Source organism: Flagellimonas sp. HMM57 (assembly GCF_021390175.1).
Classification (GTDB): domain Bacteria; phylum Bacteroidota; class Bacteroidia; order Flavobacteriales; family Flavobacteriaceae; genus Flagellimonas.
This window is the reverse complement of the sequence record NZ_CP090004.1, coordinates 1,712,061-1,738,033: the sequence shown is the minus strand read 5'-3', so window position 1 is coordinate 1,738,033 and position 25,973 is coordinate 1,712,061. Positions and strand designations below refer to the sequence as shown.

Here is a 25,973-nt window from a genome sequence, read left to right as displayed (position 1 = left end):
TTTTTGATTAATACATTTTTATTGTTTTTGATAACCCCATAAACAAATCCTACTTTTGAAAGATGCAACAACTTACCGTTTGTGAACTTTTTGCGGGTGTCGGCGGTTTCCGATTAGGGTTGGAAAACACAGAGAAATTCAAGGTTATCTGGAGCAACCAATGGGAGCCTTCTACAAAAAAGCAACACGCTTCCTTAGTCTATGAAGCCCGTTTTGGCACTGATAACCATTCCAACGTTAATATCGAAGAGGTTCCAACATCAGAAATTCCCGATCACGATATGTTGGTGGGCGGATTTCCATGCCAAGATTATTCCGTAGCGACCACGCTCAAGAATTCAAAAGGATTGATTGGTAAAAAAGGGGTTCTTTGGTGGTCCATTCATCGTATTCTTTCAGAAAAAAAGAAAAAACCTAAATACCTTCTTTTTGAAAATGTAGATCGGTTGTTGAAATCACCCTCCAGCCAAAGAGGGCGTGACTTTGCCCTAATGTTAAAAAGCCTTTCTGATTTGGGCTATGCCATTGAATGGCGTGTTATCAATGCTGCGGACTACGGTATGCCGCAGCGTAGAAGACGGGTTTTCTTTTTGGGATACCACAAATCAACTTTAATTTATCAAAAAATTAAAAATTCCAACACAAAGTATTGGTTGGAACAAGACGGTATTCTTCCTGATGCTTTTCCAGTTGATCCAACTTCTAAAAATAGTTTCAATTTTAAGTTAGAAGGTGATTTGGTATCATTATCAAATACATTCAATAAAGACAAGGAACTTTCTCCATTTTTAAATTCTGGTGTTTGTATAGAAGATATGGTCTCAACTAGTAAAACCGCTGCGTCTTACGATGGCGATAGGAAAGTTATGGCTAATATCATGGAAAATGGTACTGCCAGTCCTGAACTTTTTATTTCAGAGGAAGACCTACCCAAATGGGAATATTTAAAGGGTGCGAAAAAAGAAGTGCGAAAAACCAAAGCAGGCTTTGAGTACAACTACAGCGAAGGCAATATGGTTTTTCCTGATGCGGTAAACCAACCATCCCGTACCATCATTACGGGCGAGGGCGGTAAATCCCCTTCAAGATTCAAACATGTGGTTGCAACAAAAAAAGGGCTTAGAAGATTGTCTCCAATAGAATTGGAACGGTTGAACATGTTTCCTGACGACCATACAAAATTGGAAGGTATTTCCGATGCAAAAAGAGCATTCTTTATGGGCAATGCGCTTGTTATTGGTGTAGTCGATAAAATTGGTGACGCTTTGGTAAAAAAAATAAAGACACTTGAAAAGTAGTTTCCTTTCGGATTTATCAAAAGAAAAAAAGCTTTCAAAGTTTCTGGACGCGTACTATGCAAAATACCTTCGGCATTACAATTTTAAACGTATTCAAGATTTAGAAGAACAAAAAGCCGGGGTCGACGTTATTTTTAAGAACAGAAAAAACAACTCACGATTCTTTGTTGATGAAAAGGCCCAACTGGACTACCTTAACGATAATCTCCCCACTTTTGCCTTCGAACTCTTCTATGAAATCAATGGGAAACAAAAACAAGGCTGGCTGTTTGATAAACATAAGAAAACGCAATTCTATGCATTGATAACGGCCATATACACAGATGCTGTTGCTATTTTTACTTCTTGTTGCATTACGCTTGTGAATCGGGAAAAACTAATTATGTATTTGAATTCCCTAGGACTGACCCAAGAACATTTTGAACATTTAACAACCCTTTCTGGGAACTTTCATGGAAAAATGCAATTGGAAGCAATCGATTCTAAGCACCAAGGATATCTATTCTTTTCTAGAAAAAATAAGGTGGAAAAGCCCGTAAACCTCGTTTTAAGATTAGACTTTCTAATTGAGATTGGAGTAGCTAAAAAACTGGTATAAGCTCATGCTTTTTTCATTCTGATGTGGGGAATACCATCTTCCAAATATTCTTCTCCATATGAAGTAAAACCCAAATCAGTGTAAAACTTTATAAGATAGGTCTGTGCCGATAGCTCAATGGTCCCATTAGAAAATCTTTTGCTTATTTCTTTTAGCGATGCTTCCATAATCAGTTTCCCATAGCCATATTTCCGCTCTTCTTTGGCTACAACTACCCTTCCTATGCTTGGATTATCAAAGTAATCTCCCGGTTTAAAAATTCTGGTATATGCAACGACTTTTCCATCTTTTTTACCAAAGACGTGCAGCGCTTTTTGGTCTTTATCATCCAAGTCCTGATAAATACAGTTTTGTTCAACAACAAATACCTCGCTCCGTAAACGCATAATTTCGTAGAGCTCCGCGTTGGAAAGTTCATCGAATATTTTGGTATATACTTTCATTAATCCTGGACGATTACATTTTTAGAATCACATTTATCAAACTCAGGCTGAATGTTCACATGATTGATTCCATGTTTATGATAAACGTGTTCTTCTATTTCTTCCAAGATTTCATCGAATTCGGAAAGCCTAATGTCATTTTTAAAGTCTATGTGCGCCTCTAAATGTATTTCGTCCTCATTAAGTTGCCAAATATGAACGTGATGTACATTTTTAATAGAGTCGATAGTACAGATAGAGTTTACAATATCTGTCACTACTATTGATTTTGGTGTGAACAACATCAATACTTTAGTGGATTCTTTCAGTAAGTCGTACCCCATATAAATTAGATAGATGCCAATAGCCATGGTCAGGACCGCATCAATCCAAAAAACCTGATAAAACTTCATTAAAATTCCTCCTATCAGTACTGCAACAGAAGCCATCATATCTGTCAATAAATGCAAATAAGCGGACTTCATGTTCATATTATCCTTAGCATCCTTCTTTAGCAACAGAACACTAAAACCATTGGCAGCAATACCCAATAAGGATAACCAAATCACTAAATCTGAAGCAATTTCCTTTGGTTGAACCAGCCTTTCAACCGCTTCAACCATCAAAAATATAGCGACCATCACCAATGTTGCCGCATTGATAAAGGCAGCCATTATTTCTGCCCTTTTATAACCAAAAGTTTTGAGGGACGACGCTTTCTTTTTTCCCAACCGAGTAGCAATGTAACTTATGATTAAGGAAAGAACATCACTGAAGTTATGCAACGCATCTGATAATAGTGCAAGACTCCCTGAAATAATCCCCCCTATTACTTGAGATATCGTAATAGCGATGTTGAGAAATATAGATATGAGTAGGTTTCTCCCTTTTAAGTTTCCGTGAGAGTGTGAATGACCATGGTGGTGATGGTGGTGCCCCATGAAATCTTTATTTACCTACAGGGAATCTTTTCAATTCTCCTTTCATGCCTTCCTCCTTCAAACTTGGTGTTCAAAAAGGTTTCTACCATATCCAATGCTTGTGGAAGAGCTATAAATCGGGCAGGAAGACTTAAAATATTTGCATCATTGTGCTCTCGTGCCAAAGCTGTAATCTCTTTTGTCCAACATAGCGCTCCTCGTATGTTTTGATGCTTATTGATGGTCATACTTGCTCCATTTCCACTCCCACATACCACAATCCCCATATCTGCATTTCCCTGTTCAACATCTGTTGCAACGGGATGCACAAAATCTGGGTAATCTACACTTTCAGTCCCATCCGTACCATAATTGATAACCTCAATGCCTTTCGACTTTAACAATCCTATTATGGCAAGTTTATATTCCGTTCCTGCATGGTCATTTCCTATAGCTATTTTCATATATATTGTTTTAATTGGGGTACCCTACAAAAGTACAATTCTTTTTATGGAGCTATGTTGATAAAAACTACTAAGTACCTGCACTTCATTAAAAAACAGTTAATTACAAAATCCTTGTTTTTGTTGATTTTTTTAAAAGAATTAGCAGCAACTAAATTTTGATTTTAAGAAAAAAAGTATCAATAGGATTTTTTTGGTAATCATTAACTAATATTCAATTAAAAATTAATCAACACTTAAGAAACATTTTATCATACTAGTTAACATTAAAAATACATTTACTTTTCAATAAATTCATGTTAAGAACACTTATTAAATACGGTTTATAAAAAACGTAACTCTTTGATTTTTAAATTTTATTCCGTGTGACAAATTGTGAACAAAAAAGTTTCTATGTTCAGAGCAACTTTTTTTTGGATTTTTTATTCCACATTTCAACACACTATCATAATCACCATTTTTATTTAAAATTTTTAAAAAAGAAAATAGTACTATTAAGTATTGTTGATAAAATCAGTTTTGATTTGCGATTAGTTTCTGTTCGTACTAGGGTCAAGGATTATAATTTGTATTTTTCAAAAAATTAAGATTTTAAATGTCAAAGAAAAAGAAGAGAGCTAGAAGCCAGCGAAAGAATGAGATTACAAGAGGCATTTTTACAGTACTTGAAAAAGAACCTTCAAAAACCTTCAATTATAAACAGATCAGCGCAAAACTTGGTATTATCGATACACAAGGACGTAACGAACTTATTAAGCGCTTAGGCCAGCTTAAAGCAAGTGACCGAATTTTAGAAGTAGAAAATGGGAAGTTTAAGAAGAAACCCTCACTTCATACGTATTTTACGGGAACAGTCGATTTGACTTCCAGCGGAAACGCATACATTATAATCGATGATATGGATGATGACGTTTTTGTCCCCTACAACAGATTGAACAAAGCGCTGCATGGTGATACCGTAGAAATTTTTCTTAAACCAAAACGTAAAGGAAAAAAAGAAGAGGGAGAGATAGCTACTGTCATTGAGCGTAAAAAGACTTCCTACGTAGGGATTGTGGACAAGCAAAAGACGTTCGCTTTTGTAAGACCGTCCGATTCACGAATGTATACCGATATTTTTATTCCAATGGAAAAGCTAAAAAACGCTGAAGATGGGGACAAGGTGTTGGTAGATTTGGGAGAATGGCCAGATAATGCCGATTCACCTTACGGAGAGGTGACACAAATTCTAGGCAAACCAGGAGAACACAATACGGAGATACACTCTATTTTAGCGGAATACGGACTGCCTTATGAATTTCCATATGAAGTTGAGCAATTTGCCAATACGTTGGATACCTCCATTAAGGAATCTGAAATTGCAAAAAGAAGGGATATGCGGGATGTGCTCACGTTTACCATAGATCCCAAAGATGCCAAAGATTTTGATGATGCACTTTCCTTTCAAAAACTGGAAAATGGCAATTATGAAATAGGAATTCATATTGCGGATGTATCGCACTACTTGCAACCAAATACTGTTTTGGAAGACGAAGCATACGAAAGGGCAACTTCAGTTTATCTTGTAGATAGAGTGGTTCCTATGTTGCCCGAAGTATTATCCAACAATGCTTGTTCTTTAAGACCTAACGAAGAGAAATATACATTTTCTGCCATTTTTGAAATGGATGATAAAGCCAATTTAACAAATCAATGGTTTGGGAGAACCGTAATTGATTCCAATGAGCGTTTTGCCTATGAAGAAGCGCAGCATATTATAGAGACGGGAAAAGGAATAATTCCAGATGATATCTCTATTAGGAAGTCGGGTTATAAAGTCTCGGAAGAAGTTGTAGAAGCAACATTGACCTTTGATAAATTGGCTAAGATCATGCGAAAACAACGTATGGACGATGGGGCTATTTCTTTTGATAAAATTGAGGTAAGGTTCAATCTATCTGAGAACAATGAACCAGAAGGTGTTTATTTTAAAGAAGCAAAAGATGCCAATAAATTGATTGAAGAGTTCATGCTTTTGGCAAATAAAAAAGTCGCAGAATTTATAGGTAAACAAAAGAAAACCTTTGTCTACCGTATTCATGATGAGCCAGACGAAGAAAAATTAATGGCGCTGAACGGAGTTATTTCAAAATTTGGTCATAGTATAAACCTTAGGGACAAAAAGAGTCTTAATAGCTCTTTAAATCAACTCTTGAAAGACGTAAAGGGAAAGAAAGAGCAAAACCTTGTGGATACCCTTACCATTAGAAGTATGAGCAAGGCAACCTATACCACAGAAAATATAGGGCACTATGGTTTGGGATTTGAATACTATACGCATTTTACATCGCCCATAAGAAGATATCCAGACGTAATGGTACATAGACTGTTACAGCATTATTTAGATGGTGGAAAACCGCCAAAAGAAATGGTCTACGAAGAAAAATGTAAACATTCCTCCAGTATGGAGATTCTTGCGGCAAGCGCAGAACGGGATTCTATAAAATACATGCAGATCAAGTTCATGGAGGACCATAAGGACTCAGAATTTGTGGGTGTCATATCCGGAGTCACAGAATGGGGCATTTATGTGGAAATAGTCGAAAATAAATGTGAAGGTATGGTACGAATACGCGATATTAAAGATGACTATTATACATTTGATGAAAGACAATATGCCATCATAGGCGAGCGAACAAAACGTATGTACCAATTAGGTGATGAAGTTTATGTAATGGTAAAGCATACAGATTTGGTAAAACGGCATTTAGATTTTTCGTTGATCGGTAAGAAAAGTAATACTATTTTGGAATAAAACGTGTTATTCTTTTGAGAATCAAATTTTAACAGATGAAAGTAGTAAAGATTTTATTGTTGGTTATCTCGCTCCAAGCATTGTATGCACAAGATGAAAAGATAACACAGGAACTCAAAAAATTTACTGAGGTGAAGGGATTTGATGGACTTTCTATTAACCTTATCAAATCAGATGTAAATAGGGCTGTCATAACAGGAGCGAACACCAAGAAAGTTGCAATCGTCAATAATGCTGGAGTATTGAAATTGCGAATGGAAATAGACAAGATTTTCAGTGGATACAGAACATTTATTGATTTGTACCATACCGAAGAAGTAAAAGTAATCGATGTTAATGAAGATGCGAGAATATCATCTGAAGAACTGATAATTCAGGATGTATTAGAACTGAAAGCACAAGAAGGGGGAGAGCTTTTGATCAGTTGTCAAACAGAACAATTGTTGATAAAATCAGTTACAGGAGGAGATATTACCGCGAAGGGTTTCTCAGATAATCAAGATGTACGTATCAATACCGGAGGAACATATGATGGAAAAGAATTTAAAACAAGGCTAACAACAGTATCTGTGAACGCAGGAGGAAATGCAAAAATTTATGCAACTGACTATGTTAAGGCAGATGTTAAGGCAGGTGGAGAAGTATTGGTATATGGAAATCCACAGAAAATGGATGAAAAAACTGTTTTTGGTGGAAAAATAAAACGCTTAGATTAAGGAAAATGATAGATGACATTCAGGCAGCGATTCCTCTGGGGTTCCTATTGAGCTTTATGATAGGGCCTGTTTTCTTTGTGCTGTTGGAAACCAGTGCAATCAAAGGTTTTAGAGCGGCCGTTGCTTTTGATATAGGTGTTATCATAGCGGATGTTGTATTTTTGGTCATAGCGTACTTTAGTAGTTTTCAATTGTTGGAAAATTTGAGCAACCAGCCAGGTCTGTTTGTTTTTGGTGGAACTATTTTACTTGTCTATGGGATAGTAATTTTTATAAAGAAGACCAAAAAAAAAGCAAACATAAAAGCATCTACAGGTACGTATCTAGGTCTTATGGTAAAAGGGTTTTTATTGAACTTTATCAACATAGGAGTACTAGCTTTTTGGTTGGGATTAATTGTGATAGTAGGTCCAAGCCTAGATAATGATGGTAACCGGATTATAGTCTTTTTTGGTACAGTTATCATCTTCTATTTTATAACGGATTTGATAAAAATTATTCTTGCAAAACAGTTAAAGAGATATTTGACCCAAGAGAGAATAGTTTTGATAAAAAAAGGATTGGGAATCGTTATCATTGTTTGTGGAATTGTTTTGATAACCAAAGGATTTCTACCCAAAGAGAAATTCAATATACAAGACGGAATAGATAGAATAAATGAAAAAAGCCCAACAAGTCTGTTGAGCTTTTTTTGAGGCATCGAGCGGATTCGAACCGCTGTACAAGCTTTTGCAGAGCTGTGCCTAGCCACTCGGCCACGATGCCAATTTAAGTGGAGCAAATCTATAAATAATTTATGAAATACCTTCGGGAACTGATGTAAAAGTAAGTTTCTTAATTTTGAAACAACTTAGAGGCATCGGGTGGACTCGAACCACCATAAAAATCCTTGCGGGACCTTGTCTATCCAATTCGACCACAATGCCATTTGATAACGCAAATTTAATAAAAGCGTAATACTAATACGCTGTTCGCATACAGCTATTTACCGAGTATATTCAACTTTCACCGAAACACTTTCCACATCGCCACCAATAGGTGGATTTATTTTTGAAACTTCTATTTCTGCATTGTTAACAGCGGGCAATTCTGAAAATATTCTATCGATGATACGTTTGGCAACATGTTCCAAAAGGTTGGAACGTATACCCATTTCTTCTTTCACAATATTGTTTAAATGAACGTAGTCAACGGTTTCGTTGAGTTTATCGGATTGAGCCGGTTTTGATAAATCAGCCGTTACTTCCAAATCTACCCTATAATCGCTACCAATAAGCATTTCTTCTTTGAGACATCCGTGATTGGAGTGTACCCTAATGTTGTTCAATCTAATTTTACCCACTATCCTTAAATTAAGACGGACAAAAATAGTTCAAATCAAATAATTAGTACATACACCTACAATTGCTTAGACCTTGGAAGAGATCCATACCTACAGTCAGTACATGTGTTCCTGAGCTATACCCAAGAATTTCATTGGTAATTACTTGATATGAATATCCAAAATAGAAGTTACTTTTCTTCAGACCGGCAATAGGTGCTATGTATAATGGCTTTCCTATCTGGTCATTCAAAAAACGGTAAGTAAGTCCTACATAGTAATAATCCTCAAAATCATGAAACCTGAATTTTGTGTTCAAATCCGTTACCGAACGACCATCACTTTCAAACCATTGGAAAAATACAGAAGGCTCTATTTCCAGTTTACTGTTTTTACTTTTAGAAATGCTATAACCTGCATAGGCATAGTAGTTTCTTAACGTATTGGGTTCAAAAACAGGATTGAACTGCTCCAAGTTCTTGTTCAGAATATTGGATGCATTTAAGGTGATATAAAATTTATTGTATCGGTATAAAAAACCAAGGTCAAAGTTATGGTTGGTAGTCGATTTATCATCCGTTGGGAGCTGTCCGTTACTATCCCTAAAATTCTCAACATCAATTCTAAACTGGTTAAAGTTGTAAGAGATTCCAAAAGAGAGAAAGATATCGTCGTATCGATTTAGCGTAAGGTGATGGGCAAAAGTAAGTCTAGATCCCCTTTGCTTTGTTTCACCATTACTATCATTGTACAATAACATTCCAATACCTGATCGATTACCAATTCTAGCATCGGCTGCCAAAGTCTGGGTATCTGGGGCATCTTCTATACCCACCCATTGAGTAAGGCCTGTAAGTCTAACCTTTATATGGTCACCAATTCCAGCATAGGTAGGGGACATTATGAAAGGGTTATCCGCAATGTACTGTGACAGTTGGGGAATGGTCAACTCCTGCGCTGAAACACCAAAGGTGAGCAAAAGAGTAAAAATTGGGGTATAGAGGTTTTTAAACATGCTGCTGTAGGTTAAGCTATCATTGTCGATATAGGGTAAAATGTCCAATAAATTCACGGTCATCAGTCTCGCCCTGAAGCTTTATGATGTGCCAGTAATCTCCTGTGGGAAGGTCGCTATTTTGATAAGCTCCGTCCCATCCGCTATCGCCGTATCCCATGCGATAGAGCTCTCTACCATAACGATCAAAAATGATCATTAGTACGTTAGGGAAGGCCTCAAGATTTTCTGGTATCCAAGTATCGTTCAATCCGTCGCCATCTGGGGTAAAGAAATTAGGAATTTCAATGTCTATGAACTCCAAAAATATCTCTGCTGTTGTCTCACATCCGTTCTGGTCTACTACTGTAACTGTGTATGTATCAGTTCTATTGATAATAAAAGTATTGTCATCACCATTATCTATATCACCAAAATAGAAGGTATAGTCTTCCAATCCTCCGGTAGCTGTTGCAGTGATTTCATTGATATTGCTATTCTCCAATACCAATTCTAGAGGTTCAAATGCAGTTATGCTGAAAGTAATCGTATTAGGACAACCATTGGAATGTAAAATAGTAAGACTATGTTCACCAGGAGCAATATCAATGAAATCAGGTGCCAATTGCATTGCAGCAGGGTCTGTGGTATCCATTCCGTACAGAACTTCACTTGCTACCGTTGGATCCTCAAATACAATCTCTAAACGATTGGTAGGTAAATTACCTGAACACTCATAAATTGGCGTTACGGTAGCTGCTAGGTTAACACCAGGATTTATCTCCACAAATACATTCGATTCACATCCCTGTGCATCTCTTACGAACACAACATGTGTTCCGGCAGGAAGGTTTTCGAACAGTGTTTGTCCCAACACATAATCTGAATCTAAATTAGAGTTAAGAGCCGTTTCGTAGGGAGCCGTACCTCCAGTGATATTTACCTCAAAGGAACCATCTTCACTATTAAAACAAACTTCGTCCATTATATTGATGGCATTTGCTTCAATTGGCGTTGCGGGCTCTATCTCGAATTGGAATACTTCAAAACAACCATTGCTATCTTGAGCTATTACATCATAAATACCTGGTGCAAGATCTGTAAAGGTATTTACGGTATCAAACTGGTTTAAGTTTGGCGTAATGGCATAAACGATATCACCTGTTCCACCAGAAACTTCAACGGTTATAGTACCATCTTCAAGACCTGAACAGGTTACGTTGGTCGATTCTTGTCTATCTATTTGTAATGGAGCAGGATCTATAATATTTATTACAGTACTGGTATACGTACAATCCATACTGGTAATGTGCACATAATAAGTTCCAGCGGGCAATCCATTAAATTCACCTGAAGTCTGAGAACTTCCCGTAACAGAATTGGTTAGACCTGCGTCAGTAAATAATTCATAGGAATAGTTTCCTAATCCACCTGTTGCTGTAGCGCGAATTGTCGCAGAAGCTTCACCGGCACAATTAATAATAGCGGCGCTATCATCAATAATAGCATCTAAAGGAACAACGGGGTCTATGGTAATCTGATTTGATATCATCGCCTCACATCCATTGGAATCCCTTACCAAAAACTGATAGGTATCAGGAACCATATTGGTAAAGGCGTGGGTATTTCCACTATCAAAATTTGTCCAAGTAGATGTACTGGTATCAAAATACTGATACGTTCCACCTGTATTTCCACCTGTTGCCGTTAGTAATAGACTTCCATTTGTACCACATGTTGCCTGAGCCGTCTGAATCAATGAAGCTTCCACTTCATCAGTAGGCTGAATCTCAAATTTTGGCGTTTCGTCATCACAGTTCCAACCATCAGCAACGGTTATACTGTAAATACCAGCACCAAGATTGTTAAAGGTGTCACCGTTTTGGAAACCAGAACTTGAAACAGGTGTGGTATCTGATAGGTTTTCAAAAACATTCAATTGGTATTGATAGTTTCCACTACCGTCCGTAGCTGTCGCGGTTACACTACCATTGGTATCTCCAAAACAAGTAAGTACTGCCGGACTACCCGCAATTGTTGCCGTAATTGGCGTAGGAGCAACTAAGGTAGGCACAGCTGGGGTAATAACACAACCATTATCGTCTGTAATCTGAACAGTATAGGAACCTGCCGAAAGTCCAGAGAACACAAAACTGGCCACATTGGTAGCATTGTACACTTGGGTTGTGGTCGTATTGGTCAACTGAATGTCATACGGAGGATATCCACCATCAGGAGACACTTCTATTTCACCTTGATCATTAGTACAAGTTACGTTAGCAACTTCAACAGGAGTTGCGGTCAATGGCCTGTCCGGTGAAACAATGGTAATCGTATTTGAATCTTCAACACACAGTGGATTACTGGTTTGTGTTACTCTCACAAAGTAATTGCCACCTACCAACAATGGGTCGGTTATGGACAATGGATTAGTAGCGGTGTTTCCACTATTGGAAATGGTAGTTGTAGTACCATCAGCATTGAACACTTCGTAGTCATAAGGACCAGAATATCCCGTAACATTGATTTCCAGGGTGCCAGCGCCTCCAAAACAAACTGCTGGTGCAGTTGCCGTAGCTGTAACCTGAATCAAGTCGAAAGGCAATATTTCGTAAGGAGCTGTATCAAAATAGCAACCTGTATTGGTATCCGTTACTCTAAACGTGTAGCTGCCGGGAGCTGTTAAATCGAACTCCGCTTCGATATTTGAAGGTGTGCCCGTTTGGGTTCCAGATGGATTCCCTGTTGGCAATAGTTCGTAGGTATATGTATTTGAAGGATCTCCGTTGTCAGTAACCGTAATCAATACTTCTTCGGCATTGTTACAGCTAATGGCGATATCTTGTGTTACTACAGCAGTAAATACATTTATGGGTTGAATAGGTGCTACTACTGAGGTTTGCGGACAAGAGTTTCCATCGGTTACGTACACTGTAATATTCTGAACAGATCCCGTATCTGTAATGTCGAACGTGTTCGATGTTTGGAAATTCACATTGTCGATACTATATAAGTAAGGTCCAGTTCCACCTGAAGCGGTAATTGTTATAGTGGAAACGTTTACGGCATTACTTGCATTACAAGCAAAAGGTGTAGCTATAGCAGAAACATTCAACAGTGTTGGTTCCGTAACGGTTTCATCGTAAAAATCATCACAAGATTTTGAAGAAATTACGCGTACACGGTAATCCCCTGCAGGAAGGTTATCGAACGTAGCGCTAGTTTGCGCAAACCTAAACGGATTCACTAAGTCCGACATTTCATAAAGCTCGTACGTATACGTTGGGTCTGTCACAGTTGCAGGATCTAACTCAACGGTTAAACTTCCATCTGTTCCACTATTACAGCTTACAGGACCCATTACTACATTCGAAATTATAGGATCTACTTTATCCTCTAAAATCTGTGTTGTTGTTGCGGTACAAGGTGTAGCTGTATCGGTATCCGTTACAGTAAACGTATATGTTCCAATTTGTGTAAGACCTGTAAACACGCCAGTAGTATTATTTGCCGTTGTAACTGCATCTGGGAACAATACTTCATAATCAAGATTAGAAGAACCTCCAGTAACGGTAATGGTTACCTGTCCTCCTGGATCTACGGTACAATCAATAGGTTTAACTACTGTTGGTGTGGCAATCATTTCATCATAAAGAACTGCTGTTCCTATAGTTGTGGTACATGACCACTGATCCGCAATCAATACCTCATAGGAACCTGCACCTAAGCCAGAGAATACGGTACTTGGTTGTGGAGAACCAACAGCACTACTATTTCGGATAAGCTGATAGGTAAAGTTGCTATTTTGACCACCACTTGTTCCAACAACTTCTATTTCACCCTGTAGGTTGGTACAATTTTCTACATTAATTTGAAGAGTAGCCGTAATTGGTGTTGGATCTACTAAAATTACACTTGGTAACTGATGTTCACAATCAAACTGATCTTTTACCCAAACCTGATATGTTGTTCCTGGGGTTGCACCGCCCGAAAGATTTTCGAATAATGGAGAAGCAACATAGTCAGCTGGCGCAGAAGGTGCAGTCGTTCCCACATAGTAGGAATATCCGCCCCATCCACCTGCAGCATTGATTACTTCGATACTTCCATCATTTAAATTACAGGTAACTTCGGTAACTTGTGTGCTTGCCGAGATACCAACATTAGGACCGGCAATGGTAAACGATTCTCCATAGACACACGCAGAGCCTGGTGGATTTGTGTCCACAACCTCAACATAGTAGGTTCCAGCTAAAAGTCCGGTTATGGTAAAACTTCCATCAGCATCACTTCCTGTTGAGGTTACATCATCCAATAAATCTGTTGGTGTGTTGTTTACATCATAATATAAAGTATAGCTGGTAGCATTACCGTATGTTACGCTACTGGCATCTTGAAGATTTAGTTCCACCTCACCGTTGGCATCACCAAAACAGGTAATGTTTGTGGTACTCACGACATCTAAATCCAATACTTCTGGGTCTGCAACGTCATGGGACGTTGTAATGATACATCCAGTCACTGTATTCCTAACCTCAAAGTTGTTGGTTCCAACAGGCAGACCAGTAAAACTACCAGAAGCTTGGAACGTTCCTCCAGGCAATAATCTAAACTCGTAATTAGCTGGCGTGCCAGTTGAGTTAGTTATAGAACCAGTGGCCGTTATCGTGATTTCTTCCCCGGTAACACAGGTTGCAGGAGTATCGATGGTCACACTTGCAGATACCAATTCATCAAAAGGATTTATGGTTTCTGAAATGGTTCCTACACAGCCATTTTCGTCGTAAACATTTATAGTGTAAACACCACCTGCTATATCGGTTTCTATAAACGTTTGGTTACTTCCAGATTGAACGATTGTTGGAGGTTCAATAGCACCGGTATTTGGGTCATCTTCTTCGATAAATTCATAGATTACGTAATTTCCGCTACCTCCTGTAATCGATGCTCCGTCTATGGTAATGGAAGCATTGTCCCCATTGTTCCCAGAAGTACATCCAAACTCAACAATTATAGCATTGATATTGGCAATAGCATCTGGCTGTGTGATTACCTGTGTTTGGGTAGTTGTACAACCATTCGCCGCTGTTACTTCTATAGTGTAAGTTACTCCGGTAGCATTTCCTACCAGACCTGTAAATGTAGCATTGACATTACTTGACGTGGTTGGCGCAATAGGCAAACTAGGAGCCGGAGTGATTCCGGTTGCTGCAGTAATTTCAAAAGTGTATGGGCCAATTCCGTTGTCCGTAGCACTTACGGAGATGGTTCCATCAGAAACTCCATTACAGCTCGCATCGGTATGCGACGTTACACTGAAGGTAGGAGTAATAGCAGGGTCTACTGCTATATTAAACACTCTTGTACATGCTGGGCTTGATGTATTTTCATCATATACGGTAATAGTGTAGTTTTCTACAGTCGAAGTATTAAAGACAAATGGATTGCTCGGCAATACTTGCTTGGCCGTGACGATTCCTGAACCATCAGAAATCTCATAGTGATATAATCCTGAACCATCGGAAACCTCTATCGTAATTTGAGCATCTGGAGTACTAGAACAATCTAACAGCTTAGTTAATGTTGCACTTGCTTGAAGTACAGGGTGAACCACAACAGGCCCTGCAGAAGCGGTACATCCATTGCTATCTCGAACAGAAACATTGTAGCTTCCGGGAGTAACATTGTTAAAAATTCCTCCATTATCCACATAGGTCGTACCGCCATCCAAAGAGTAGAATAACTGGGCTGCAGTAGTTGATGCAGGAATTGTAACCGTTGCAGGGTCACTACAATTATCTACTGTTATGATTCCAATGGTTGGGTTGGGTGTCAAAGTCAGAGAAACAAATCCAAGTTCATTTGAACAACTGTATTGGTCCTCAACGGATATTCTATAGCTTCCTGCAGCAGAATTTGCTGGAACTTCAATCGGATTATCGGTTGTAGTTGTAATTGTTATATCATCAGTTAGATCAGCGGGTGTATTGTTGATATCATGATACAGGGTATAGGTATATGTTCCACCACCGCCCATTGGGTTTTGTATTTGAATAAGTCCAGGGTTGTCACAACTGATGTTCTCAAGAACAGTAGGAGTTCCTGTAATTGGATCAAGTTCTTCCAATAGTTCATTTTCGGTTGCACCGATACAGCTATCAATACCTCCATCAACTTCTACTACTTCTATAAAATAATCCCCTTGTCCAAGCCCAGGTATAGTAATGTTTTGTGGAGAAGCGAATGGAACGTTTCCACCACTATCGGCAACAGGAACAGGACTTCCCGCGACCATATTGTATACATTCCATCTAAATTCAGTTCCAAATGGAGCTTGGGTATCCGTAACAGTGTAGGTTATGCTTCCTGTAGTTCCACCAGAACATGTTGGGGTAATGGCAGAAGTTATTTCCAAAGGAACAGTTATAAGATCATTTACGTTAACGTTACTTTGTCTAACACAACCTGCCGCATCTCTTACAAAGAACACATAAGTTCTACCAGGGATTAATCCTGTGAATACGTGAGGATCGCCCAAACCTTTGGCTGGTGATGTCCAAGGAAGCGTTGGGGCGCCAGGATTAAATGGATCATCTGTATAGTTATATTCATAATCAGGTGTTCCTTCAGATCCTTGAACAGTTACTTGCAGTTCATTACAGTTAACGACAAGTGCCGCTATCGTTATATCCAAATCATCCAAAGGATAGGGAATGATAAATGGAGGGAAATCGGTTTGGCAGATATTACCCGAAGCATCAACGGTTCTCATAGATGGGTTCACAACATCACCTGAATTATAACCTGTAAAACGATCAGTTGTTCCTGGGTTTGTACTATCTCCTGGCCAGGTTGTTCCGCCATCGGCACTAAATTGAATAGTTCCAAGTGTTGTGGGGTATCCTGTAAATTCAAAGCCAAAATCGTTGGGGTCACCTGTACATGCTGCAGGTGTAATACCTTGAATAGTAGCTGTTAGTTCATCAGGGTTAGTAATGCTTATCAATGTTTCGGTAACCGTACAACCCGTAGCGTCCGTTACGTTTACGGTATAATTACCTGGCATTAAGTTGAAATAAGTTCTGCTGGTCGCTATTACATTGGTATCTGTTTGGTCAGAAGTACCATTATCGACATCAACAATTTCAATAGTGTACGGACTGATTCCAGAAGTGATATCTACCAGAATCGAACCTGTGCCGTCATGACAAATGGGATCCGTTGGCGTATTGGTCACTGTCAAAGGAGTAGCAGGGCCGACCGTTACGGTCTCCATAAAATCACAATAGGCATTTACTGTAGAAGCATCTCTTACATATACATCATAATCACCATCGTTTCCTGTAGTTACCGCAAACGTATTACTGCTTGAAAATAATCCAGAAGGGCTGGTAGTTGTGGGAACAAAGGCGTATTCCAAGTTCGTTAAAGCTGCAGGAGCGGTTACGGTTATACTACCATCCGCACATGTACTAATAGCTACAACATCTATTGTTGGAGCACTGTAAATAGTTACATTCTGCAACGTTCCTTCGCAACCAAAACCATCTCTAACGTTAACGGTATAGTTTCCGTTAGCAAGTCCAGTAAAGGTGTATGTTGTAGCCGTAGTTGGACTTGGAGTTACCCAAGGGCCACCGTTAAGACTAAATTCGTAATCATTATTGCCAGAGGTAACATCAACTTGGATGGTTCCATCATTGTTTCCTCCATAGCATGCGGTGGAAGTGAATGCAATGGACGCAAATGGCGCTACGGTAATAGCAGTATCGATAGGATCTTCACAAGAGTTTGAATCTCTAGCCCTTACAATATAATCACCAGCAGCTAGACCAGAAAATACAGTTGAAGTCTGATAAGCCGTGATAATACCACCTACACTATCTTCCAGTTGATATTCATAAGCAGGAGTGCCTCCCGTTACAGAAGCCGTAATTGTTGCACCCCCATTGGAACAGGTGGCAACTTCAGTGACCGAAGCCGTTGTGACAAGGGCATTTGGTTCTGATAGTGTCTGGTTTAAAGTTATAGAACAGGAGTTGTCCAAGACATCCCTTACTTCAATAGCATAGGAGCCAGCAGATAGCCCGTTAAGAACTACGGGACTTGTTGTTGAGGTGGTAAAGGAACCGGTAGACCCAACCCTATATTCAAAACCGTTGGTTGTATCAAAATTTTCTACTTCAAAAGTGATACTTCCATCTGTTCCAGCATTACAAGAAATATCTGAAAATGCTGTAATATTTGAACCGAACGCATTGCCAGCTTCGATAACTACGTTAAGTGTTTCACTACCTTCACAGACCTCGGGTATTTGTACGGCTTGTATATCATCTATTGCGATATCATTTCCATTATTTCCAGAGGCAACAGTTCTAATTACGATATCAATATTGTTGTTGGCACCTGGGTTTAATGAAATTGGTGGAGGGCGAAACCAATCGTTGGCACCGTTATTTTTTGGGACTAATCCTGTAGTAGCACTAGCTATAACATTGTTTGAGCCATCTACCAGTTCAATTAGAATATCTGGGTCGAGACCAGATCTACCTTGTCTTAGGAAATTGAATACGGCCAAAGAAACTTCTATATCAAGGTTGGGTACAACTTCTACACCTCGTTTTGCGTAAACTACAGTATTTACACCTGGATTACCAACATTAATTGCCAAAAATCGGCCAGAAGGCATCAATGAAGCATCATTAGGGCTTAACCAAGAATTAAAAGGTAACGTCACCACTTGGGTCACGGAATATTCCAAATCATTGATACGACTATTGGCACTGTTCGTAGTTCTTCCATTTATAGCAGCACATGCCGTTGCACTTCCATCTTGTGGTTCGTAACAATAATAGTCCCCATCGATTTCACTTATAGGTGTATTAGGTCCAGTACCAAAGTTCTCTAGTAAGATTACACTTGGAGAAGGCGGTGTATTATTTATATAATTAACGGTAATCGTATGAGACCCTACTGCCACATTGTCAAAAACATTTGAAGTATTCGGTGTATTTGGTGTTGCATCGATTTCATACGTGTAGCTATAACCCGCATTATCTGGTGTAACGGTAATGATGCCTTCACCATCACATTCATAATCTATCGTTGCGGTAATTCCGGGAGGTGTAGGCTCGGGCTCTATGGTTACTGCCATTTCAAAAGTACAATTGTTGGCATCCCTTAGGTAAAGGGTATGGGTTCCTGGCAAAAGGAAACCGATAGGGCTTGAACCATAATTGGTTCCACCATCAAAACTATATTCATAGGGAGCGGTTCCGCCAATTTCATTTGTTATCCGCACTTCTGCACCGAGACCGGGATTACATTCCGCCAATTGCGTTACAGCGGCAGACGCTGATAAAGTAATCGGTTCTGATATGTTATAAATTTGATTTATAATACAGTTGTTGGCATCCCTTACACGGATATTGTAACTTCCAGCAGCTTGGTTAACAAACATGTTTGAAGGCTGAAACGTAGCACCATTGTCAATACTATATTCAAATGGAGCTTCTCCACCGGATGCTGTGATAGTAATAGTTGCTTGTGCTTCGCCACTACATTGAATTCCTGTATCCGAAATGTTCAATGATAAAGGTGCATCTTGGACAATGGTTAAATCGAACGATGCTTCACAAAACCCTGAAGCCCCTCCATTATCCCTTACATAAACATCATAATCTCCTGTTCCAGTAACACTAATTGGGTTAGTTGTTGAAAAACCAGTTGCAGTAGCACCATCAGCAACAATGGCATAAACATAGTTTCCGTCACCTCCAACAGCAGTGATATCAACATTGGTTGCTGTACCACAAGCGGTGATATTAGGTGCGGAAGCTATTACACTCAGCTCTGGGTTTATGGTTATGGATTCGGAATCGGTACAATTGTTACCATCTCTTACATCAATGGTATATGTTCCTGACGTCAATCCAGTAAAAACGTTGTTGGTTCCAAAGGCCCCTCCATTTAGGCTGTATTCATAATTACCGTCCCCGCCAGAAGTAATGTTTGCGGTTAATGTTAAACCAACAGCATCATCAAAACAAGTATCGTTGGGAACAATGGCCAAAACAGGAGCGATAGCTGCATTCAAATTGAACGTTGTTGTAACCACGCATCCGTTTGCATCGGTTACTGATGCCGTGTAAGTTCCCGTTTGTGAAAGTCCGGTAAAAGCACCGGTACTGTTTGTTCCAAAAGCAGTTGCATCTGGATTAGTAAGTGTAAATGTATTACTGCCCCATCCTCCAGTAGAGGTTAATGTTACGCCACCATCCGTTGTACAGGTTGGCTGTATTTCCGAAGCGCTTATGGTCAAAGCAGCAGCAGGCGCATTTACTATAATACTTGCGGTAGCCGTACAGTTTGTAACATTGTCCGTTACTGTAATATCGTAAGTTCCATCATCTAGTCCGGTTAAAGGAATAGAAGTATTGGTTTGGTTATTGGCTGAAAAGTTTGAAGGTCCTGTTACCGTATAATTGTAGTCGGTATTAAAATCCGAAACGGTAAATGTTATTTCTCCATCGGTGTCCGTAAAACAAGTGATGTTGCTTATTAATTGTCCGGTAACATTAATTTCGGAGATAGGGTCTACCGTAAAGGTTTCTTCATAAGAGCAGTCCTTACTATCAGTTACCCTGAAAGTATACGTTCCCGGGGCAAGACCATCAAAGTCCGCAGTGTTTCCGGTAGTTGAGGTCGCTGGTATTGTAGAAGGTGCCGTAATTTCAAAAACAAAAGGTGCAATACCATCAGTTGCTGTTACGGTTACATCAGACGTTAATGCAGGACAACTAGGAGTCGATGCTGTAAAGTCCAGATTTGTTGGGGGGTTGGTCTCAAAAACAACAGGGTTTGTTGTGAACGTACAATTATTGGCATCCCGAACGGTAATGGTATACGTTCCATCCGCTAGGTTGGAAAAGCGTTCCGCTCCCACTCCATTGACAAAAGTTACCCCATCAATACTATATTCGTAAGGAGCAACACCTCCTGTTACGTTCTGAACTTCGATACTGCCATTTTGCAAACACGTATAATCCTGTATTACAGCTGGGTCGGCATCGGCCGTTACAGCGGAAGTCTGTCCTCCTATATTGAAGGTTTCTACAAAATCACATGAAACACCTCCTTGGGTTTGTGTTATGGTGAGTGAATAAGCGCCTTGAGGTAAGCCTGTAAACAATCCAGAAGTGTTTGATGCAGTAGATGCATCCGGATAGGTTAATGTGTATGATAAAGCGTACCCGTTTGAGTTGGAAACAGTTATTTCAAAAGTACCATCGGCAGCCCCAAAACATGTTTCATCTGTGGTGGCAGTTGTATACACTGCGGAAGGAGCAATGGCAATCGATACACTGTTCGAAATAGAAGAACAGTTGTTGCTATCAACCACGACAAATTCATAATCCCCTTCTTCGCCATTCACAAATGTGAAATCGTTTTCAACTTGGTATGCACTGGCAGGAATATCATTTATGCTTGTATACAGCGGAGCACCATTGTAACTCCATATAGCATAGACATATTCTGGATTAGGAAAACCGCCTGTGCCTGTAACCGTGATTACGCCATCGGTACAGTCAATGTTTTTAGTGGTCAATGCGGTTACAGCTAAATCGGTAACATCGTTTATGGTAACCTGTTCTGTGTAGGTACATCCATCATCAGTAGAGATGGAAATGTCATAAACACCATCATTTAAGTTTTCAAAAGTGTAGTTGTTATCGTTAGAAGGACCAAAAGTATCAATGGTCGTTCCTCCTTGCGCAACTTCGTAATAGTATTGTGCTTCAACATTTAGAATAGAAATGGCTATTTCGCCCAAACCGTTGCAATCCGTATCCTTAGTATCGACATCAACCTGGAAATCCCTATCCAATATACCAATGTTGTCCAGAACAAAGACACAGCCGTCTGTTACCCCTTGTTGTCTCATTTCAACAGTGTAAGCACCATTGGTAGTAATGTCAAAGCTTGGATTAGGATTGTATCCAACCACTTCATTACCAGTATCTTGATTTATTAATCGATACTCATAGTTTATGGGCATATTGGTAACCGTAATATTTCCGTTCGTGGAACAGATAATATCCCTTGTAGTGTACTGGGGGTCTAACGGATTTTTAAAGATATTGAAGTAAAAACGGCTGAAACATCCATTTTGATAATTGATGACCAAGCGATATTCTCCAGCATCAGAAGCAAGGAAATTACTTCCAGTACCGGCAGAATTCCAAGTACAGGAGTTATTGGTGTTTGCGCAATCTTGGGTGGAAGCACCACAGCTTGATTCGTCGAGCCTTTCCCAAACGATACTATCTGCATCTGGTATGTTTATCTGTACGAGTTCGGTATCATTCAAGCCACATAAAAAGATTTCTGGAAGCTCGCTACCATCATTGGGACAGATTACAACTTCACCATCAACGGTATTCGAGGTATCGTTGATCAAAGCCGAAATTGGGTTTGATTGTGTTGCACCAAAACGCTCAACAACAATAATTTCCCTAAAATCCTTACATGGATCAGCTACTTGTTTATCTACGATGAAAGTAGCTGCTTCATCAACGATTAAAGTACTTAAATCGGAATCTGGGTTACCATCGTTTAAAACGGTGTCGCCAGCATCAATCTGGTTGTTTCCATTTTCATCACGGTACCAGATATAATTATCAAAGCCATCACCGGCATTGAGCACCACATTGGCACCACAAAGCAGTACAGTTCTGGTAAAATTACATGCGGTTAGGTCGTCCAGAAGAAAGTTAGTGGCACCAGGTGTTGTAAATCCGCAATCATCAAAGTCGGATACACTGGGGTCATCACTTATTTGGTTGTCATTAATGATGCCCTCATACGTAGAGAACGCTACGTTTTCTATAATATCGGTACAGGCATCAACAAAGTCAAAACAGTTCTCTGCAACCCTGACTCGCATTCTTATCTCAGAAATAGGATCGCCTTCTTCTACCAGATTATCTGGAATGGTAAATATGATTTCTTGTGTGGCGGCATTATAGGTATAGGTAACACCTGAAGGTACGGTTATGGTCGTGTTGTCCAACGTAACATTTGCCGGAAGAACATCCCTGATTGTGTAATTGGTGGCGTCATCGTTTCCAGTATTGACAAATGAGAGCACATAATCCAAACTTTGACCAAGGTTTACACCCTGTCCTGTAATATCATTTCCTCCAATATCCTCTACTTTCTTTTCCAATACAATATTGGGCTCTATGATTTCGACGCCAAATGTGACCAAAAACGCCCCAAATGCGTCACCCTGTGTAAACAGCCTTAATGTAGCATCGGTTTCTTCATTGGCAATGACACTATTTGCTGGATTGTTTATCTCAAAAATATCTGAGTCAAAACCTAGAGTATTGGTAGAGTTGATATTTCTATTGGTAACATTGGCCCCATCAATTGTGATATTGGAGTTAAAAAAGTTGTTCGCTGGATTCGCACCATTAGAAAGGCTTGTAAATCCTGGATTTAGGGGTGTTTGTATTCTAAATGCATCTCCTGATATACCCCTATCCCCTTCAACCACACTGGCACCAAGTCTGGCACGAACAGGTCCTGCAGGAATTGTGTTGAAGCCTGAAACGTTAATGTCCGCACTTGAGCTTCCACTTACGCCAGCGTATCCATCAAAAACCGAAATGTACTTTCCTGTTAAGGTAGGATTTTCATAAATCACCACCAAAGTCCAACCTCCTGCACCACCAACACTTCTACCACGCGTGGCTCTAATATTACCTACAAAGTACTCTCCCGAAGGATCGGCCAATGCCTGAAGTTCATTGGTTACGTTTTTAAAACAGGTGTAAGGAGAATCCTTGAAGCTGGCATTATCATATATTATGGCATCTTCCTCACCAACTGGATCGGGGTTGTTGTCCGCTACAATATCGATATAGCTTCCACCAGGAACTCGAAATTTAATTTGTGTAAAGTCCAACCTTCGTGTATCGTTGGCAGGTAAACTGGCAATTTGTGAGTTGTTCAAGACCTCTTGTTGGTAGTTGGCGGACCAATATAATCCTGCCCAATATATCCTTGAACAAAAAGGCACGGTGAGTGTTGAACTACTAGAACTAAAAGTAGAGGGGTCAGCGTCCACATCGATGTAATCCCTATGGAAACCATTATTGTTCGAACCACCATTATAAGGGTCATTGGCGCTATTGCTCCCATCAACCCTATTGATGATACTATTGGACAAAAAGGTATAATCTCCCTTAATATTTATGTAAGAATCTGTCAGTCTCGGGGTAAACGGAACTTCTACCTGAGCATTAACTCTAGAGCCTATAAACCATATGCCCATTAGGCATAGAACTGTTCTAATAAATGGATTGGTCATCTAACTATTGAGGTTTGGTTTTACTCGCATGATCCACATTTTGTCATCATACGAAGCATTAAGTTTGGTGTAATAAGAGGTCAGCGCGTTGGTCCAAGTATCATGTCTTTTAATGTACACATACCTGTAGTTGTCTTCTGGGTTAACAAAGTAACCGGCATTCAGTCCTTCAGATTTCAGTTTTTTTACGAAGCGGTTTGCATTTGAAGCTTTTTCAAAAACATTGGCTATAATGTAAAAACCGGAACCTAGGCCATCAACATCATAATCGGTATATGATACTTGGGAAGCTTTGCGCTTGGTTTTGGTTATGTTATTGTGTAGGTTGTTATTATCGTATTCGGAATTATTTGTGTTGGCGATCGAATTGAATCCACCACTAGAATTGGAATCCACTCCATTTACATTCATGACCCATGCGTCGCCTTGATAAGCGCCATTGAGTTGTGAATGATAGGCATCTACGGCATCTTGCTTATTTCTATATCCTTTTAGATATACATAGGTAAGACCATTTTTTGGGTTTTCGAAGAATCCTGCTTCAATTCCCTGCGCTTGCAGCTGCTCTAGAAAGGAGTCAACATTATTGGCATCCTTAAAAACGTTTGCAATTAAGTAATGGCCACTTTCTACATTAGGAATCGTAAACCTTTTAAATCGACCAACGTTTTTATTATTATACCGATTGGTTCTGTCTCTTTTTGCGGTAGTGTTTTCAGCTAAACTTTTGGGTCTGGTTTCGTTAAGGCGAATTACTTTTTTTGCTGCTGTTGTGTTAGATAGTCCGTTTTCTGCCAATGCAGGTTCATTGCGTTTACTGGACTTGATGTCCATGCTATCCATGTTGGCAAAATATACCTCTTTTGCTTTTTCTTCCAACTCGGGCATTTGTCCGCGAGTTTCTCTTCGCACCATTTTCATTACGGTCTCAAAACGCCTTTCAAGATCACTGTTCCTGTTGGTTTCAATAGAGTCCTGTCTTAAAAGGAGTTCGTCCAAGATGACATCGTTTTCCGCTAGCTTTTCTTCTAAGTATGCAATTTTTAGGTCTTTTTCAGAAATGGTAAGTTCTTCTTCAGGTGCGCTCTCGTTATCGACCAGACTATCGTCTTCTTTTTCGAGCATTACCCGGTCCTCAGTTAAGTTAGGTGTGAAGGAATAGGCCAAAGAAATTTCATGGCTGACCCCAAAATTTTCAAAATTGTTGGTCAAACCTTTTTCAATGGTATAACCTAAAGAAAGGTTTCTGTTCAAGTTAAAGCCAAGCCCTGCGGCTGCCCCATAAAAATCATCATATCCAGCTTGTATCCATCCAAGTTTGGGAAGGTCTAAAAGTAAACTTCCACCTAAAACAAGGTCTTCTTGCCCAACTTGGCGAACTCTGGCCAAAGGCATCAATCTTGCCTGTTCCAGTATTCCAGAAGCATTTTCAAACTGATGGGTATATTGTAGGTGTCCAGAATATGTTTTTTCGTTAAAATCGGTAACGGATTCACTACTTTTGAGGTTGTAATCAAAGAGATTTTCGGCAAAGACCCCAAAATCAAACTTGCCATAAGAAAGATTGAATCCAGGTTGAAAAGTAACTAAGGAACTACTTTCCAAACTATTTAAGAATGGGTCATCATCAAGTGCGTTTGCCCTATCTTGATTGAAGGCACTTTGATAGTATGAAAAGTTTGCCCCAAACGTAAAGTTGCTCTTTTCACTTAGTTTAATGCCATAAGCGTAATTGGCATGCACGCCAAAGTTGTTAAATAACCCTTCACGGTTGGTGAACAGACTTAAACCAACACCACTTCTATCACCAACTCTACCACTATAGCTTAAAAAATAAACTTGATTGTTGTCATCAAAAGAAACCGATTGGTTTCTGTGAAACAAGTTAATATAGGATTTGTCCTCTCTAACTGTTGAGAATGTCGGGTTTATCAAAAACCTGTTAAACTTAAGCAGGTTTTGAGAAGGGACATTATATTCCACAAATGGAGTCTCTTCCTGGGCGCGTACTCCAGAAAGAGATAAGATTAAGATTATGAACAGTAGTAGAGGTTTGTTTTTGTACATTC

The 25,973-nt window shown here is 39.4% G+C and carries 12 protein-coding genes and 2 tRNA genes; 5 read left to right on the top strand and 9 right to left on the bottom strand.

Annotated features, from left to right (window positions below; all coding sequences use genetic code 11):
* The first annotated feature begins 62 nt into the window (after window positions 1–62).
* Both dcm and LV716_RS07710 read left to right on the top strand, forming a co-directional pair.
* The gene (gene dcm, locus LV716_RS07715) at window positions 63–1,298 is read left to right on the top strand and encodes a DNA (cytosine-5-)-methyltransferase (RefSeq protein WP_163417166.1); all 1,236 of its coding nucleotides are present in this window, start codon (window positions 63–65) and stop codon (window positions 1,296–1,298) included.
* Window positions 1,288–1,896 (top strand): hypothetical protein, encoded by a 609-nt coding sequence (locus tag LV716_RS07710; protein ID WP_163417165.1) that lies wholly within the window; start codon window positions 1,288–1,290, stop codon window positions 1,894–1,896. Before dcm ends, LV716_RS07710 begins: the two co-directional genes overlap by 11 nt.
* A 2-nt stretch (window positions 1,897–1,898) precedes the next feature.
* Here LV716_RS07710 and LV716_RS07705 read toward each other — a convergent pair whose 3' ends face one another.
* From LV716_RS07705 to rpiB, 3 genes are read right to left on the bottom strand one after another with little or no spacing between them, the layout of a single operon-like run.
* Entirely contained in the window at window positions 1,899–2,339 is a 441-nt protein-coding gene (locus LV716_RS07705; protein ID WP_163417164.1) for a GNAT family N-acetyltransferase, read from the bottom strand.
* Window positions 2,339–3,259, bottom strand: a complete 921-nt coding sequence (locus LV716_RS07700; protein ID WP_163417163.1) for a cation diffusion facilitator family transporter — start codon at window positions 3,257–3,259, stop codon at window positions 2,339–2,341. The genes LV716_RS07705 and LV716_RS07700 overlap by 1 nt, the downstream gene beginning before the upstream one ends.
* Before the next feature lie 11 nt (window positions 3,260–3,270).
* Window positions 3,271–3,702, bottom strand: coding sequence for a ribose 5-phosphate isomerase B (gene rpiB, locus LV716_RS07695; RefSeq protein WP_163417162.1), 432 nt, complete (start codon window positions 3,700–3,702; stop codon window positions 3,271–3,273).
* Between the two features lie 595 nt (window positions 3,703–4,297).
* On the opposite strand from rpiB, the gene rnr reads away from it, so the two are divergent.
* Genes rnr through LV716_RS07680 form a run of 3 tightly spaced genes read left to right on the top strand, consistent with a single transcriptional unit; the run spans window position 4,298 to window position 7,907 of the window.
* Complete coding sequence (rnr, locus tag LV716_RS07690) at window positions 4,298–6,496, top strand: ribonuclease R (protein WP_163417161.1); 2,199 nt, start codon at window positions 4,298–4,300, stop codon at window positions 6,494–6,496.
* Between the two features lie 35 nt (window positions 6,497–6,531).
* Window positions 6,532–7,212, top strand: coding sequence for a head GIN domain-containing protein (locus tag LV716_RS07685; RefSeq protein WP_163417160.1), 681 nt, complete (start codon window positions 6,532–6,534; stop codon window positions 7,210–7,212).
* 5 nt (window positions 7,213–7,217) lie between these two features.
* Window positions 7,218–7,907, top strand: coding sequence for a LysE family translocator (locus LV716_RS07680; protein WP_163417159.1), 690 nt, complete (start codon window positions 7,218–7,220; stop codon window positions 7,905–7,907).
* Here the strand turns inward: LV716_RS07680 and LV716_RS07675 are convergent.
* From LV716_RS07675 to LV716_RS07650, 6 genes are all read right to left on the bottom strand, one after another.
* Window positions 7,907–7,977 (bottom strand) — tRNA-Cys (locus LV716_RS07675). The genes LV716_RS07680 and LV716_RS07675 overlap by 1 nt on opposite strands.
* An 89-nt stretch (window positions 7,978–8,066) precedes the next feature.
* Window positions 8,067–8,138 (bottom strand) — tRNA-Cys (locus tag LV716_RS07670).
* 59 nt (window positions 8,139–8,197) lie between these two features.
* Window positions 8,198–8,554, bottom strand: coding sequence for a dihydroneopterin aldolase (gene folB / locus LV716_RS07665; RefSeq protein ID WP_163417158.1), 357 nt, complete (start codon window positions 8,552–8,554; stop codon window positions 8,198–8,200).
* A 43-nt stretch (window positions 8,555–8,597) separates the two neighbouring features.
* Window positions 8,598–9,548 carry a type IX secretion system membrane protein PorP/SprF gene (locus LV716_RS07660; RefSeq protein ID WP_233759258.1) on the bottom strand — a complete coding sequence of 317 codons (951 nt, stop codon included), beginning with the start codon at window positions 9,546–9,548 and terminating at the stop codon, window positions 8,598–8,600.
* A gap of 19 nt (window positions 9,549–9,567) precedes the next feature.
* Window positions 9,568–23,904: a T9SS type B sorting domain-containing protein gene (locus tag LV716_RS07655; protein ID WP_163417156.1), complete on the bottom strand. Its 14,337-nt coding sequence runs from the start codon at window positions 23,902–23,904 to the stop codon at window positions 9,568–9,570.
* Window positions 23,905–25,971: a type IX secretion system membrane protein PorP/SprF gene (locus LV716_RS07650; protein WP_163417155.1), complete on the bottom strand. Its 2,067-nt coding sequence runs from the start codon at window positions 25,969–25,971 to the stop codon at window positions 23,905–23,907.
* Between the last annotated feature and the right edge of the window lie 2 nt (window positions 25,972–25,973).

Bases quoted from the DNA above. Each gene is read 5' to 3' on its own strand.
- dcm (WP_163417166.1), top strand. From the start codon at position 63: ATGCAACAACTTACCGTTTGTGAACTTTTTGCGGGTGTCGGCGGTTTC.
- LV716_RS07705 (WP_163417164.1), bottom strand. From the start codon at position 2,339: ATGAAAGTATATACCAAAATATTCGATGAACTTTCCAACGCGGAGCTC.
- LV716_RS07700 (WP_163417163.1), bottom strand. From the start codon at position 3,259: ATGGGGCACCACCATCACCACCATGGTCATTCACACTCTCACGGAAAC.
- rpiB (WP_163417162.1), bottom strand. From the start codon at position 3,702: ATGAAAATAGCTATAGGAAATGACCATGCAGGAACGGAATATAAACTT.
- rnr (WP_163417161.1), top strand. From the start codon at position 4,298: ATGTCAAAGAAAAAGAAGAGAGCTAGAAGCCAGCGAAAGAATGAGATT.
- LV716_RS07685 (WP_163417160.1), top strand. From the start codon at position 6,532: ATGAAAGTAGTAAAGATTTTATTGTTGGTTATCTCGCTCCAAGCATTG.
- LV716_RS07680 (WP_163417159.1), top strand. From the start codon at position 7,218: ATGATAGATGACATTCAGGCAGCGATTCCTCTGGGGTTCCTATTGAGC.
- LV716_RS07660 (WP_233759258.1), bottom strand. From the start codon at position 9,548: ATGTTTAAAAACCTCTATACCCCAATTTTTACTCTTTTGCTCACCTTT.
- LV716_RS07655 (WP_163417156.1), bottom strand. From the start codon at position 23,904: ATGACCAATCCATTTATTAGAACAGTTCTATGCCTAATGGGCATATGG.
- LV716_RS07650 (WP_163417155.1), bottom strand. From the start codon at position 25,971: ATGTACAAAAACAAACCTCTACTACTGTTCATAATCTTAATCTTATCT.